We start from the raw sequence: 14,893 nt of genomic DNA on the forward strand, positions 1-14,893 counted from the left end.
CTCAGACGGACCTTTCTATCACCCGGTGCCGACAACGCACCGGCCCGGCACCACCCCTGTTCCCAAGGGAGCACCGGGCCGTGATGGGGCCGTTACGCGCCTTCACGCCCCCTTCACGAGCGGGGCGCGCCGGCGGCCGCGGAACGTCACGCGTCCTCCGCCAGTTCCAGCCACCGCATCTCCAGCTCCTCGCGCTCCGCGGCCAGGGACCGCAGCTCGGCGTCCAGTTCGGCCACCTTCGCGAAGTCGGTCGCGTTGTCGGCGATCCGGCCATGGAGCTTGGTCTCCTCCTCGGAGACCCGGTCCAGCCGGCGCTCGATCTTCTGGAGCTCCTTCTTGGCGGCGCGCTGGCCGGCGGCGCTCTTCTCGGCGGCGGGCCGGGCGGGCGCGGCCGGGACCGCGGCGGCTGCCGCCTCCTCCATACGCTGCCTGCGCTCCAGGTACTCGTCGATGCCGCGCGGCAGCATCCGCAGGGTGGCGTCGCCGAGCAGGGCGTAGACCCGGTCCGTGGTGCGCTCGACGAAGAACCGGTCGTGGGAGATGACGATCATCGAGCCGGGCCAGCCGTCGAGGACGTCCTCCAGCTGGGTCAGGGTCTCGATGTCGAGGTCGTTGGTGGGCTCGTCGAGGAAGAGGACGTTGGGCTCGTCCATCAGCAGCCGCAGCAGCTGGAGCCGGCGGCGCTCACCGCCGGAGAGGTCACCGACGGGCGTCCACTGCTTCTCCTTGTTGAAGCCGAACGTCTCGCACAGCTGCCCGGCCGTCATCTCGCGTCCCTTGCCGAGGTCGACGCGCTCGCGCACCTGCTGGACGGCCTCCAGGACCCGCAGGGTGGGGGCGAGTTCGGCGACCTCCTGCGAGAGGTAGGCCAGCCGCACGGTCCGTCCCACGGCGATCCGGCCGGCGGCGGGCTGGGTCTCGCCGTCGCTGCGGGCCGCGTCGGCGAGCGCCTTCAGCAGGGAGGTCTTGCCTGCGCCGTTCACCCCGACCAGGCCGATCCGGTCGCCGGGGCCGAGCTGCCAGGTGATGTGCTTGAGCAGCACCTTGGGGCCGGCCTGGACGGTGATGTCCTCCAGGTCGAAGACCGTCCTGCCGAGCCGGGTGGACGCGAACTTCATCAGCTCGGAGGTGTCGCGCGGCGGCGGCACGTCCTGGATCAGCTCGTTGGCGGCCTCGACGCGGAACCGCGGCTTGGACGTACGGGCGGGGGCTCCCCGGCGCAGCCACGCCAGTTCCTTGCGGACCAGGTTCTGCCGCTTGGTCTCCTCGGTGGCGGCGATCCGCTCACGCTCCGCGCGCGCGAAGACGTAGTCGGAGTAGCCGCCCTCGTACTCGTGGACCGCGCCGCGCTGCACGTCCCACATACGCGTGCAGACCTGGTCCAGGAACCAGCGGTCGTGGGTCACGCAGACGAGCGCGGAGCGGCGGACCGCGAGGTGCCGGGCCAGCCAGGAGATGCCCTCGACGTCTAGGTGGTTGGTGGGCTCGTCGAGGACGATCACGTCCTGGTCCTCGATGAGCAGCTTGGCGAGCGCGATCCGCCGCCGCTCACCGCCGGAGAGCGGTCCGATGACGGTGTCGAGCCCCTTGGGGAAGCCCGGCAGGTCGAGTCCGCCGAAAAGGCCGGTGAGTACGTCCCTGACCTTGGCGTTGCCCGCCCACTCGTGGTCGGCCATGTCGCCGATCACCTCGTGGCGGACGGTGGCCTCCGGGTCGAGCGAGTCGTGCTGGGTGAGCACGCCCATCCGCAGTCCGCCGGAGTGGGTGACCCGCCCGGTGTCGGACTCCTCCAGCTTGGCGAGCATCCGGATGAGGGTCGTCTTGCCGTCGCCGTTGCGGCCGACCACGCCGATCCGGTCTCCTTCGGAGACGCCGAGGGAGACTCCGTCCAGCAGGGCCCGGGTGCCGTACACCTTGCTGACGTTCTCGACATTGACCAGGTTGACGGCCATTACTCTCCAGTGCGCGGGGGCGGGTCAGCCTTCAAGCCTAGGCCCTGCGGGGGCGGGCGCGGCGCGGGCGGGTGCGGTCACTCTTTGTGATGACGTGCCGCGGGTACGACGACCGTCTCCAGCACCCCTCAGAGCACGGTCGCGCCGGGTGCCGCGCCCGTCGCGGTGCGGACCGTGCGGCAGGTGCCCGAGGCCGTGAGGGCCCGCGCCACCTGCCGCGCCGACTCCGGGTCGCGGGTGAGGAAGGCCGTGGTCGGGCCCGAGCCCGAGACCAGGGCCGCGAGGGCGCCGGCGGCGCGGCCCGCGGCCAGGGTGTGCGCGAGGTCCGGGAAGAGGGAGAGCGCGGCGGGCTGGAGGTCGTTGGAGACCGCGTCGGCGAGCGCGTCCGGGTCGCCCTTGGCGAGGGCGGCGAGGAGTTCGCGCGAGGCGACGGGCTCGGGGACGTCCCGGCCCTCGGCGAGCCGGTCGAACTCCCGGAAGACCGCCGGGGTCGACAGTCCGCGGCCGGCCATCGCGAACACCCAGTGGAAGGTGGCGCCGACCTCCAGGGGCGTCAGCTGCTCGCCGCGGCCGGTGCCCAGCGCCGCCCCGCCGACCAGGCTGAACGGCACGTCGCTGCCCAACTCGGCGCAGATGTCGAGGAGTTCCTCGCGCGAGGCGCCCGTCCCCCACAGGGTGTCGCAGGCGAGCAGCGCGCCCGCGCCGTCCGCGCTGCCGCCCGCCATACCGCCGGCGACCGGGATGTCCTTGGCGATGTGGAGGTGCACGTCGGGTGTGCGGCCGTACCGCTCGGCGAGTGCGATCGCGGCCCGCGCGGCGAGATTCGTGCGGTCCAGGGGGACTTCGGCCGCGTCCGGGCCCGCGCAGGTGACCCGCAGCGCGTCGGCCGGGGTGACGGTGACCTCGTCGTGGAGGTCCACGGCGAGGAAGACGTTGGCGAGGTCGTGGAAGCCGTCGGGGCGGGCGGCGCCGACCGCGAGCTGCACATTGACCTTGGCGGGGACGCGTACGGTCACGCTCACTTAACTGCTCTCCTCGGACCGGCCCGCGGCCTTGTGCTCGGCGATGCGCGCGAACTCCTCCACGGTCAGCGACTCGCCGCGCGCCTGCGGGGAGACACCGGCGGCGACCAGCGCCTCCTCGGCCGCCGCCGCGGATCCGGCCCAGCCGGACAGGGCGGCCCGCAGTGTCTTGCGGCGCTGCGCGAACGCCGCGTCGACGGCGGCGAACACCTCGCGCCGCGACGCGGTCGTCCTCAGCGGTTCGGCCCGCCGGGTCAGGGCCACCAGGCCGCTGTCGACGTTCGGGGCGGGCCAGAAGACGTTGCGGCCGATCGCGCCGGCCCGCTTGACCTCGGCGTACCAGTTCGCCTTCACGGACGGCACGCCGTACACCTTCGAACCGGGTGGTGCGGCGAGCCGGTCGGCGACCTCGGCCTGCACCATGACGAGCGTGCGCTCGATGGTCGGGAAGGTGTCGAGCATGTGCAGCAGGACGGGCACGGCGACGTTGTAGGGGAGGTTCGCGACGAGGGCGGTGGGGGGCGGGCCGGGCAGTTCCGCGACGCGCATCGCGTCGGAGTGCACCAGCGCGAACCGCTCCGCGCGCTCCGGCATCCGGGCCGCGATGGTCGCGGGCAGCGCGGACGCGAGGACGTCGTCGATCTCGACGGCCGTGACACGGTCGGCCACCTCGAGGAGCGCCAGCGTCAGCGAACCGAGCCCCGGGCCGACCTCCACGACCACGTCGTCCGGGCGGACCCCGGCCGTGCGGACGATACGGCGGACCGTGTTCGCGTCGATCACGAAGTTCTGTCCGCGCTGCTTGGTGGGCCGGACGCCGAGCGCGGCCGCCAGTTCACGGACGTCGGCGGGGCCCAGCAGGGAGTCGGAGGTGGGGCTGTTCACGGCACAAGGGTACGGGCCGCGGCCGGACCGCCGTGACGGCCGGCCGAGGCGGGGCCGCTCACCCTTGCAGGCGCGCCCCGCAGTGCGGCCAGGGGCTCGCGCCGCGCTGCACGTACAGCTTCTTCGCGCGGAAGGTCTGTTCCGTCGCCGGGGCGTCCTGGGGGCGGCCGGAGCCGCCGAGACTCTGCCAGGTCTGGGTGTCGAACTGGTAGAGGCCGCCGTACGTCCCCGAGGGGTCGACGGCGCCCGGCCGGCCGCCGGACTCGCAGGACGCGAGGCCCTGCCAGTTCAGGTGGTCGGCGCCCTGCACGGAGGTGGGCATGGGCCGGGTGCCGACCCTGACGATCTGGTCGCGCGGTTCGCGTACGACGTCGGTGGCGGTCCGGCGCGGCTTCTGCCGGACCCCGTTGACGGTCCGCACGGAGTACGTGACCCGCCGCAGCCCCGGCTGCCCGGCGCGCTCGATCACCTCCGTGCCCCTGAACAGCGACGGATCCTCGGACCGCCGTACCTCGAACGGGATCTCCTCCTCCCGGACCTCCTTGGTGCCGGTGATCCGCAGCACGGTGACGGTCTGCCCGTCGCGCGGGAAGCTGTCCTGCGGTACGGAGGTGGCGTCCTGGCCGCGCAGGGTGACACCGGCCTCCTCGACGGCCTCGCGGACGGTGGCCGCGTTGGTGCGGATGGTGCGGGCGCGGCCGTCCGCCATGACCGTGACGGAACGCTCGGTGCGGACGTCGAGCGTGAGGCCCTCGCGGCCGATCCGCCGGGAGCGCGAGACGGAGAGATACGCGCCCTCCGCGCGCACCCCGAGCTGCCGGAGCGCCGCGTCCACGGTGTGTGCGGTCGTCCAGATCTCGCGCCGGTGGCCGTCGAGGGTGAGGATCACGGGGCGGCCGTAGCGGACGACGACCTCGTCGCCGCTGGCGAGTGCCATGTCGGGGGCGGGGGCGACCACGTCGTGGGCGCCGACGTCGAGGCCCTCCTCCTCCAGCAGTTCGGTCACGTCGTCGGCGAAGGTGTGCAGGTCACGGGGTACGCCGTCGACGGTCAGCTCGATCGCCTTGTCCTCGGCGACGAACGCGGTGGTGCCGCCGGCGAGGAAGGCGACGACGAGCGCCTGCGGGAGGAGCCGGCGCATCGAGGTGTCGGCGCGGTCGGCGCCGCGGGTCCGGCGGCGGGCCGAGCGGTGGCCCGTGCCGGGCGGGGGCCCGGCGTCCGGGGTGCGCGGCGCGCTGGTGCCGCCGCCTTGCCGGGGCAGCACCGCATCCACGTCGGGCGGGCCCGGCGCACCCTCGTAGGCCGGCGCGTAGGTGTCCTCGTACGCCCCCGGGTTCGCGTACCACGCCGGGTCGTACGTCACTCCGTACGCGAGGGTCTCGGCGGCGTGCGGATCGAAGGGGCCGGGGTTGTGCGCGTAGGGCGCGTTGCGCGCGTACTCGGGACTGCTCACGCCGACACACTCCAGGGGCCAGGGGGTCCAGAGGGGTCCGGATCGGGCCTCAAGAACCTAGCGGAGGTGCCGTCACTCTCCAAAGCGACGCGACTACGCACGGTCGTGAACGGGCGGGTGACGCGTCAATAACCGAACGCGCGTGCCGTGTTGGCGGCGAGTGCCGTCGCCAGCGCGTCCTCGTCGATGCCGCGTACGGCGGCCATCGCGCGCACCGTGACGGGGATGAGATACGGGGCGTTGGGCCGTCCGCGGTAGGGGGCCGGGGTGAGGAAGGGCGCGTCCGTCTCGACGAGGAGCAGTTCCAGTGGGGCCACGGCGACGGCGTCGCGGAGGTTCTGGGCGTTCTTGAAGGTCACGTTGCCGGCGAAGGACATGTAGTAGCCGGCGCTCGCGCAGATCTCCGCCATCTCGGCGTCGCCGGAGTAGCAGTGGAACACGGTGCGTTCGGGGGCGCCCTCCTCCTTGAGGACGCGCAGGACGTCGGCGTGTGCCTCGCGGTCGTGGATGACGAGCGCCTTGCCGTGGCGCTTGGCCATCTCTATGTGGGCGCGGAAGGAGCGTTCCTGGGCGGCCTTGCCGTCGGGTCCGGTACGGAAGTGGTCGAGACCGGTCTCGCCGACGGCCTTGACCTGCGGCAGCGCGGCGAGCCGCTCGATCTCGCCGAGCGCGTCGTCGAGCGCGCCGTCGCCCCCTCCTGCCCGTGCCCCCTGCCGCGACCAGCCGTCGGGGTCACCGTGCACGATGCGGGGGGCTTCGTTGGGGTGCAGGGCGACGGCGGCATGGACGCTGTTGTGTTCGGCGGCGATCTCGGCCGCCCAGCGTGAGCCGTTCACATCACACCCGACCTGCACGACGGTCGTCACTCCGACCGATGCGGCCTTGGCGAGCCCCTCCGCCACCGTGCCGGCCTGCATGTCGAGATGAGTGTGCGAATCGGCGACCGGCACGCGCAGGGGCGCCGGAAGCGGCGGCGCAGCGTTCTTGGCAGACATGCCCCGATCCTACGAAAGGCACCAACGAACCCGGCACGACACGGTGCCGCCGCGCCCACCCGGCGGCGGCACGTTTTCAACGGGCATGAGCCGCGAGGCTTCAGGGGCGCGGGGAACTGCGCGACCAGCCGCCACGGACCCGCAGACGCACGACGGCCCCGAACGGGCCCCATGGCGGAGATGGGCCGGCCGACCCGGGGGACGTGACCCGGGTCGGCCGGTGGGGTGGTGCCGGGGCGGTCCGACGGGGCGTGTCGGGCCGACCCGGCCGTTTTCGGCGGAGCCGTCAGCTGGCCCGGCGCTGGAAGGGATGCAGCAGATCCGACAGATGCCAGTGATGGTGCTCCCGGCGCCGCGCCTCGGCCGGCACGTCCACCGGCTCCGCCCGCTCAGGGGCCGCCGCCCCCGTACTGCGCCGCGCAGCCTCACGCACCCCCGAGACCTGCCCCGCCGCCATGATCCGCAGGATCTGCCCGCCGCAGTTGACGCAGGACGGCCGGCTCAGCGGAGACGGCACCACGCGCCCCTCCGCGACGTACAGCACGAAGGGGTGCCCGCTCACGTCCTTGTGGTGCTCGATCTCGTACGACTGCTCCCAGCCGTGCCCGCAACGCATGCACGCGAAGGAGTAGGACTCGTGGACGATGGCGCCCGCCGCACTGCGGAGGCCGGTCTGCCCTGCGATCTCGCTCATGCCAGCTCCTGATGTCTGCTGGACAGTGGGACGGGTACGTCCCCTCACTCCAGAGAACCGCTCCGGCGGGACGGACGCACCAGCCCTGTCGAGAGTTGGAGCCGACTTGGACGTTCCTTGCCAAAGGCCCCGGCAGAAGGCCTCCGGCCTTTGCTTTCGACGCCGGCCCTTTGCACGGCCATGGGGCGTGAAGCATCCCGGGAGAGCGCGGGGCGCCCGGGAGGGCGCGCGGCTAGCCCTACGGCGCCCCCGCTAGCCCTACGGCGCCCCCCGCTTGGAAGCGACCACCGCGTCGAAGACAACCCGCTTCGGCACACCCGCCTCCACCGCCACCGCGGCAATCGCCTCCTTGCGCCGCTCCCCGGCCTCCTCCCGCACCCGCACCCGCCGCACCAGCTCCTCCGCGCCGAGCTCCTCGGTCTTCTCCGGCGCGCCCTCGACGACGACGGTGATCTCGCCGCGCACGCCCTCCGCCGCCCACGCCGCCAGCTCGGCCAGCGGGCCGCGCCTGATCTCCTCGTACGTCTTGGTCAGTTCGCGGCACACGGCGGCCCGCCGCTCCGCGCCGAAGACCTCGGCCATCGCCGCGAGGGTGTCGTCGAGCCGGTGCGGGGCCTCGAAGTAGACGAGGGTGCGGCGTTCGTCCGCGACCTCGCGCAGGCGGGACAGGCGCTCGCCCGCCTTGCGCGGCAGGAACCCCTCGAAGCAGAAGCGGTCCACGGGCAGCCCCGACAGGGCGAGCGCGGTGAGCACCGCGGACGGCCCCGGTACGGCCGTCACCCGCACGTCCCGCTCCACCGCGGCCGCCACCAGCCGGTACCCCGGGTCCGACACCGACGGCATCCCGGCGTCGGTGACCAGGAGCACACGCGCGCCGCCCACCAGCTCCTCGACCAGTTCCGGCGTACGCGCGGCCTCGTTGCCCTCGAAGTACGACACGACCCGTCCCTTGGGCGTCACCCCGAGCGCCTGGGTCAGCCGGCGCAGCCGCCGGGTGTCCTCGGCGGCGACCACGTCCGCGCCGGCCAGTTCCTCGGCGAGCCGGGGCGGGGCGTCCGCGACGTCGCCGATGGGGGTGCCCGCCAAAACAAGGGTTCCAGTCACTCCCCCATCCTCCCAGGACCCTCACGAACCGTATGCATCCGGACCCGTACCACCCATGCGCGGGACTCCCACAGCACGGTTCCCTACGATGGCGCGGTGACCAGTACCGCGTCCTCCACGGACACCCGGCATGACCAGGCCCCGCCCGACCAGCGGCCGGCGTGGCAGCAGCGGCTGCGGCGTTTCGGCTACTCGGCCGGAGCGCGCACCGACGTCCGGGACCGGCTGGTGCCGCCGTACGCCGAGCCCAGCCCCCGGCTGTGGACGGCGCTCGGCATCCCGCACACCCTGGCCACCCGGATCGTGCGCTGGTCCGGCTGGGGCGGTCCGCTGCTGGTCACGCTCTTCGCGGGCGTCCTGCGGTTCTGGAACCTGGGCAACCCGAAGGCGGTGATATTCGACGAGACGTACTACGCGAAGGACGCGTGGGCGCTCGTCCACCGCGGCTTCGAGGTCAACTGGGACAAGAACGTCAACGACCTGGTCCTCTCCTCCGGCGGCAACGTCCCGATCCCGACCGACGCGGCCTACGTGGTCCATCCGCCGGTCGGCAAGTACGTCATCGGACTTGGCGAGCTGATGTTCGGGTTCGACCCGTTCGGCTGGCGGTTCATGACGGCGCTGCTCGGCACGCTGTCGGTGCTGCTGCTGTGCCGGATCGGCCGCCGTATCTTCCGCTCGACGTTCCTCGGCTGCCTCGCGGGCGCGCTGATGGCGGTCGACGGGCTGCACTTCGTCATGAGCCGCACCGCGCTGCTCGACGGGGTGCTGATGTTCTTCGTGCTGGCCGCGTTCGGCGCGCTGGTCGTGGACCGCGACCGGGCGCGGGCCCGGCTCGCCGCCGCGCTGCCGGCGGACCCGGACGGCCGTGTCCGCCCCAACGCGCACATCGCCGACACCGCCCGCCTGGGCTGGCGCCCCTGGCGCTGGACGGCGGGCCTGATGCTCGGTCTCGCCATCGGCACCAAGTGGAACGGCCTGTACGTGCTGGTCGCGTTCGGCCTGCTGACGGTCCTGTGGGACGTCGGCACCCGCAAGGTGGCGGGCGCCCGCCACCCGTACGTCGCCGTCCTCAAGTACGACCTCGGCCTGGCGTTCCTCGCGACCGTGCCGGTCGCCGCCGTGACGTACTTCGCGTCGTGGATCGGCTGGATCCTCTCCCCCTCGGACGGCACCGGCGGCTACTACCGCAACTGGGCCGCCACCGACGGCAAGGACAGCGCCTGGTCGTGGCTGATGCCGGACTGGTGGCGCAGCCTGTGGCACTACGAGTCACAGGTCTACGAGTTCCACGTCAACCTGCACTCGCCGCACACGTACCAGTCGAACCCGTGGAGCTGGCTCGTCCTGGGCCGCCCCGTCTCGTACTTCTACGAGTCCCCCGCGCCCGGCGCGGACGGCTGCCCGGTGGACGCCGGCGACAAGTGCGCGCGCGAGGTGCTGGCGCTCGGCACGCCGATGCTGTGGTGGGTGGGCTGCTTCGCGCTGCTGTACGTGCTGTGGCGCTGGTTCTTCCGCCGCGACTGGCGGGCGGGCGCGATCGCGTGCGGCATCGCGGCCGGCTATCTGCCGTGGTTCCTCTACCAGGAACGCACGATCTTCCTCTTCTACGCCGTCGTCTTCGTGCCGTTCCTGTGTCTGGCCCTGGCGATGTTGGTCGGCGCGCTCGTCGGACCACCGGGCTCCAGCGACACCAGGCGCGTGGCGGGCGCGACGGGGGCGGGCGTCCTGGTCCTGCTGATCGCCTGGAACTTCATCTACTTCTGGCCGATCTACACCGGCCGGGCGATCCCCATCGACGACTGGCGATCACGCATGTGGCTGGACACCTGGGTCTAGCCGAGCTGACGCCGCCAGGCGATACGATACGTCTCGTCTAGAGCCGGTCCCGCCCTGGAGGAGCGCCATGGAACGATTCATTGACGCGGCACCCGGTGTACGCCTGTGGACGGAAGACCGGGGTGCCACCGACGCGTCTCCGCTGCTGCTGATCATGGGAGCGCAGGCATCCGGCCTGGGCTGGCCTGACGAACTGGTGGAGATGCTCACCTCCCGCCATCGCGTGATCCGCTACGACCACCGCGACACCGGTCGTTCCACCTGGGCGTTCGACCAACGGCCCTATCCCCTCGGCCAACTCGCGGAAGACGCCCTCACGGTGCTGGACGGCCTCGGTGTCGAACGCGCCCATGTAGTGGGCATGTCCCTGGGCGGCATGCTCGCCCAGCTCCTCATCGCCGACCATCCCGACCGGTTGCTCAGCGCGACGCTGATCGGCACGAGCGCGCTCAGCACCGTCCCGTACGTCCAGCCGGACGGAACCCGGATCCCGCCCGAGGAACTCCCCGGTATCGCACCCCGCCTGCTGGAGATGTGGTCCCGTCCCGTGCTGGACCTCGGCCTGGAAGCGGAGTTGGAACGGCGGGTCGAGCACTGGCGGATCCTGGGCGGCGATCAGCTTCCCTTCGACGCCGAACACGCCCGCGCCCTGGAGCGGAAGGTCATCGAGCACACCGGGCACCACGCCACCAGCACGGCGCACGCCCGCGCCGACGCGTCCGACCTGGACCGCACCGAGCAACTGGCACGGGCCACGGTGCCCACCCTCGTCACCTCCGCTCCCGCCGAACCGGTCTCCCCGCCGCCCCATCCCCACCACCTCGCCCAGGCGATTCAAGGCGCACACGTCGTCGAGATCCCCGGCATGGGGCACGCACTCCCACCCGAGGTGCACCCGCCGCTCGCCGCCGCGATCCTGGACCACACCGCCGGACACCGACGCGCGACACGGGCCGGGCAGGCGAGGTGAACGCGGATGTGGCTGGACACCTGGGTCTAACGATCCGGGAAACACGCACCCCCTGTGCCCGCTCCGCCCCATAGAGTGCTACCCGGCGATTTTTCTGAACGCGTTCAGAAGTTCGGGCGAGCGTCACGGGAGGGGTTGCGCGATGCGCAAGGGGGCCAAGGGCGCGATCATCGGCACGGTGTTCGCCGTGATGGTCGGCGGTGCCGGGTACGGCGCGTTCAACGTGGTGTCGGCGCTCGCCGACGACGGCGGCGGGACGGCGACCGTGAAGAGCGGGCCGCCGAGCGCCGACGAGGTCAAGGAGACGAGCGCCGCGTTCTTCGAGGCCTGGGAGCAGGGCAAGGGCGGCAGCGCCGCGGCCCTCACCAACAACGAGGCAGTGGCCACGTCCGTCTTCACGGCGTACAGCCAGGCGGCGCACATCACCGACGTACGCATCACACCCAAGGCCGGGACCGGCGCCACCGTCCCGTTCTCCGTCAGGGCCACGGTGTCGTACGAGGGCAAGAGCAAGCCGCTCGCCTACGACAGCACACTGACCGTCGTCCGCGGCAAGACCACCGGCAAGCCGCTCGTCGACTGGCAGCCGGACGTGGTCCACCCCGAGCTGGAGGACGGCGACACCCTGGTCACCCAGCAGTCGGCGAACCCGCCCATCGAGGCCGTGGACCGCGACGGCAAGGTGCTGACCAAGGACAAGTACCCCTCGCTGGGCCCGATCATCGACGAACTGCGCGCCAAGTACGGCGACAAGGCGGGCGGCACGCCCGGTGTCGAGCTGTCGGTCCGGCACACCGCCACCGGCGCCGCCGACACCCCGCTGCTCACCCTCGCCGACGGCAAAGCGGGCAGACTGGAGACGACGTTCTCCGCGACCGCGCAGGCCGCCGCCGAGAAGGCCGTCAAGGAGTACGACGAGTCCTCCGTCGTCGCGGTCCAGCCGAGCACCGGCGATGTGCTGGCCGTCGCCAACAACCGGGCGGACGGCTTCGACGCGGCGCTCCAGGGGACGGTGGCGCCCGGTTCGACAATGAAGATCGTGACCGCGGCCACGCTCATCGACACCGGCCTGACGACCGCGAACGGGCCCGCGCCCTGCACTCCCGACGCGCTGTGGGAGGGGCAGACGTTCCACAACATCAAGGGCCTGGAGCCGGACGAGAGCGCCACCCTCTCCGAGAGCTTCGCGCGCTCCTGCAACACGGCCTTCATCAAGTACGTGGACGATCTCCAGGTGGACTCGCTCACCAAGGAGGCCGAGGAGCGGTTCGGGCTCGGCAAGGTGAACAACTGGCAGGTGGGGGTCCCGACGTTCGACGGGTCGGTGCCGGCGTCCGGGGGTCCGGACATGGCGGCCAACATGATCGGCCAGGGGCAGGTCCAGATGAGCCCGCTGAACATGGCGTCCGTCACGGCGACGGCGATCACCGGGGCGTTCCGGCAGCCGGTGATCGTGCCGCGGGATCTCGACGGGCGTGAACTGGCCACCGCGAAGGGGCTGTCGGCGGACACCGTCGGGCAGCTGCGGGCGATGCTGAACCGGACGGCGACGAGTGGGACCGCGGCGGAGGCGATGGCGGGGGCCGGCGGCGGGAGCATCGGTGCGAAGACCGGCACGGCGGAGGTGGACGGGACGGAGCTGACGAACAGCTGGTTCACCGGTTACCGCAACGACGTCGCCGCCGCGGCGATGGCGGAGGCGGGGGGTCACGGCGGCGACGCGGCGGGCCCGATCGTGGCGTCGGTACTGGGCGCGGCGGGCTGACGGGGCCCTCCGAGGGGCGTTGCGCAGCCCGGCGCTTGCGGGGTGCCGCCGGCCGTTAGGGGCGCGGGGAACTGCGCGACCAGCCCCCACCGACCCGCAGACGGAATGCAACCCTCCGGCCTGTCACAACCTCGCTGCAACGTCCCTCGACGAAGTCACCCGCACAGGACGGGACTCTAGGGTGGTGCCGTCGTTGGCACTGTGACACCGGTGCCGGACGGGGCGGCGGGGATCCGGGGATTCGTGGAGGTTCGAAACACCGTGGGCAACAGAAGGCGCGTCGCCGAGCGACGGAAGACGAGGCCCGCCGTACTCGGCGGGATGATCGCCGTGGTCGTGGGCGGCGCCGGACTCGGCGTCTACGCGCTCTACGGCGGCGCCGCCGCCGAGGACGGCACGGCGTCGGGCGCGGACCCGAAGACCAGGTCCGTGAAGACCGGCCCCCTGTCGGCGACGGAGGTCACCACCGCGGCGACGACGTTCCTGAAGGCCTGGCAGCAGGGCCAGGTGGCCCGGGCGGCGGCCGCCACGGACAACACCACCGCGGCGACGACCCAGCTCACCGGCTACACCAAGGACGCCCGAATCAAGGGCGTCACGCTCACCGCGAGCCCCCGCCAGGGCGCCAAGGTGCCGTTCACTGTGAAGGGCACGGTCGCCTTCGAGGAGACCAGCAAGCCGCTGTCGTACACGAGTTCCCTCACCGTCGTGCGGCGGGAGTCCGACGGCAAGCCGCTCGTCGACTGGCACTCCGCGGTGGTGCACCCCGATCTGAAGGACGGCGACACCCTGGTCACCGGTGAGTCCGGCACACCGCCGGTCAAGGCGCTGGACCGGGACGGCGGCGAGCTGACGACGGACGACTACCCGTCCCTGGAGCCCGTGCTGGACGGTCTGCGCGAGAAGTACGGCAAGACGGCCGGCGGCACGGCGGGCGTCGAACTGCGCGTCGTCCGCGGCAAGGAGTCGAAGAAGGCCGAGGCCTCCGACAAGACGCTGGTCGAGCTGAGCGAGGGCACTCCGGGCACGGTGAAGACGACGCTGAGCCCGTCGCTCCAGAAGGCCGCCGAGGCGCAGGTCGCGAAGAAGGCGAAGTCCTCCGTGGTCGTGCTGCGGCCGTCGACCGGTGAGATCCTCGCCGCCGCCAACGCCGGTGCCGGCTTCAACACGGCGTTCCAGGGCTCCCTCGCCCCCGGCTCCACGATGAAGGTCGTCACGTCCTCGCTGCTCATCGAGAAGAAGCTCGCGTCGGCGAACAAGGACCACCCCTGCCCGAAGTACTTCACGTACGGCCACTGGAAGTTCCAGAACGACGACAAGTTCGAGATCAAGGACGGCACGTTCAAGGCGAGCTTCGCGCGGTCCTGCAACACGGCCTTCATCAGCCAGGCGCCGAAGCTGAAGGACGACGACCTGACCAGGCAGGCCCAGGAGGTGTTCGGGCTCGGCCTGAACAACTGGGCCGTCGGCGTGCCGACCTTCGACGGCGCGGTGCCGGTGCAGTCGGACGCCCAGATGGGGGCCTCGCTGATCGGGCAGGGCGGGGTGCGGATGAACCCGCTGAACATGGCGTCGGTGTCGGCGACCGTGAAGGAGGGGGTGTTCCACCAGCCGTACCTGGTCGCGCCGTCGGTGGACGGACGTACCCTCGCCACCGCCTCGCGCACGATGTCCGCCGAGACGCTCGGCCAGCTGCGGGAGCTGATGTCCTACACGGCGGCCTACGGCACGGCGGCCGAGGCGATGGCCGGGGTCGGCGGTGACGTCGGCGCGAAGACCGGCTCGGCGGAGGTCGACGGGCAGAAGAAGCCCAACGGCTGGTTCACCGCGTACCGGGGCGATCTCGCCGCGGCGGGCGTGGTCCAGCAGGGCGGGCACGGCGGCGAGACGGCGGGCCCGATCGTCGCGGCGCTGCTCAAGCAGGGAGAGTAAAACCCCGGGGCTAGGGCGTGTTTCGAAAGTCCCGCCTGCCGAGCGACGCCCGGCACGCACTCTCGGCGCACCGGACGAAAGCCCGCGTACAACCAGTACGAGGGCTTCCGCCCGGCACGCCGAGAGCACGCACCGGACGCCGCTCGGCCCGCCCTCCGGGCGGACGACGGGACTTTCGAAACACGCCCTAGTGTTCTGAGTCGGGAATTCTGTTCATATGTGTAGGCTTGCCGCATGGCACGTACGGGGCGGCCGATGGCCGAGTTGACGCTGTCGGATGAG

The 14,893-nt window shown here is 72.2% G+C and carries 11 protein-coding genes; 4 read left to right on the forward strand and 7 right to left on the reverse strand.

Features of this window, described 5'->3' with window-relative positions:
- Positions 1 to 146: 146 nt before the first annotated feature.
- The 7 genes from ACIQAC_RS36450 to rsmI all read right to left on the reverse strand — a co-directional run bounded on the left by ACIQAC_RS36450 (position 147) and on the right by rsmI (position 8,105).
- Positions 147 to 1,952 (reverse strand): ABC-F family ATP-binding cassette domain-containing protein, encoded by a 1,806-nt coding sequence (locus ACIQAC_RS36450; protein WP_402199037.1) that lies wholly within the window; start codon positions 1,950 to 1,952, stop codon positions 147 to 149.
- Between the two features lie 128 nt (positions 1,953 to 2,080).
- On the reverse strand, positions 2,081 to 2,974 hold the full coding sequence (locus tag ACIQAC_RS36455; RefSeq protein ID WP_402199039.1) for a 4-(cytidine 5'-diphospho)-2-C-methyl-D-erythritol kinase: 894 nt from the start codon (positions 2,972 to 2,974) through the stop codon (positions 2,081 to 2,083).
- Complete coding sequence (rsmA, locus tag ACIQAC_RS36460; RefSeq protein WP_402199042.1) at positions 2,975 to 3,859, reverse strand: 16S rRNA (adenine(1518)-N(6)/adenine(1519)-N(6))-dimethyltransferase RsmA; 885 nt, start codon at positions 3,857 to 3,859, stop codon at positions 2,975 to 2,977. It abuts the gene before it with no gap.
- 58 nt (positions 3,860 to 3,917) lie between these two features.
- Complete coding sequence (locus ACIQAC_RS36465; protein WP_402199045.1) at positions 3,918 to 5,312, reverse strand: ubiquitin-like domain-containing protein; 1,395 nt, start codon at positions 5,310 to 5,312, stop codon at positions 3,918 to 3,920.
- A gap of 125 nt (positions 5,313 to 5,437) precedes the next feature.
- Positions 5,438 to 6,307, reverse strand: coding sequence for a TatD family hydrolase (locus tag ACIQAC_RS36470; protein ID WP_402199048.1), 870 nt, complete (start codon positions 6,305 to 6,307; stop codon positions 5,438 to 5,440).
- 286 nt (positions 6,308 to 6,593) lie between these two features.
- Positions 6,594 to 7,001 (reverse strand): hypothetical protein, encoded by a 408-nt coding sequence (locus tag ACIQAC_RS36475; RefSeq protein ID WP_402199050.1) that lies wholly within the window; start codon positions 6,999 to 7,001, stop codon positions 6,594 to 6,596.
- Positions 7,002 to 7,259: 258 nt separating this feature from the next.
- A complete protein-coding gene (rsmI, locus tag ACIQAC_RS36480) occupies positions 7,260 to 8,105 on the reverse strand; it encodes a 16S rRNA (cytidine(1402)-2'-O)-methyltransferase (protein WP_402199051.1) in 846 nt (281 codons plus the stop codon).
- A gap of 96 nt (positions 8,106 to 8,201) precedes the next feature.
- Here rsmI and ACIQAC_RS36485 point away from each other — a divergent pair, with 96 nt between their 5' ends.
- The 4 genes from ACIQAC_RS36485 to ACIQAC_RS36500 all read left to right on the forward strand — a co-directional run bounded on the left by ACIQAC_RS36485 (position 8,202) and on the right by ACIQAC_RS36500 (position 14,611).
- The gene (locus ACIQAC_RS36485; RefSeq protein WP_402199052.1) at positions 8,202 to 9,944 is read left to right on the forward strand and encodes a dolichyl-phosphate-mannose--protein mannosyltransferase; all 1,743 of its coding nucleotides are present in this window, start codon (positions 8,202 to 8,204) and stop codon (positions 9,942 to 9,944) included.
- 67 nt (positions 9,945 to 10,011) lie between these two features.
- Entirely contained in the window at positions 10,012 to 10,914 is a 903-nt protein-coding gene (locus tag ACIQAC_RS36490; RefSeq protein WP_402199055.1) for an alpha/beta fold hydrolase, read from the forward strand.
- A 142-nt stretch (positions 10,915 to 11,056) separates the two neighbouring features.
- A complete protein-coding gene (locus ACIQAC_RS36495) occupies positions 11,057 to 12,679 on the forward strand; it encodes a penicillin-binding transpeptidase domain-containing protein (protein ID WP_402199057.1) in 1,623 nt (540 codons plus the stop codon).
- Positions 12,680 to 12,940: 261 nt separating this feature from the next.
- On the forward strand, positions 12,941 to 14,611 hold the full coding sequence (locus ACIQAC_RS36500; protein WP_402199058.1) for a penicillin-binding transpeptidase domain-containing protein: 1,671 nt from the start codon (positions 12,941 to 12,943) through the stop codon (positions 14,609 to 14,611).
- The last annotated feature ends 282 nt before the right edge of the window (positions 14,612 to 14,893 follow it).

Origin of the sequence: Streptomyces sp. NPDC088387 (assembly GCF_044753385.1) — a bacterium.
GTDB lineage: Bacteria > Actinomycetota > Actinomycetes > Streptomycetales > Streptomycetaceae > Streptomyces.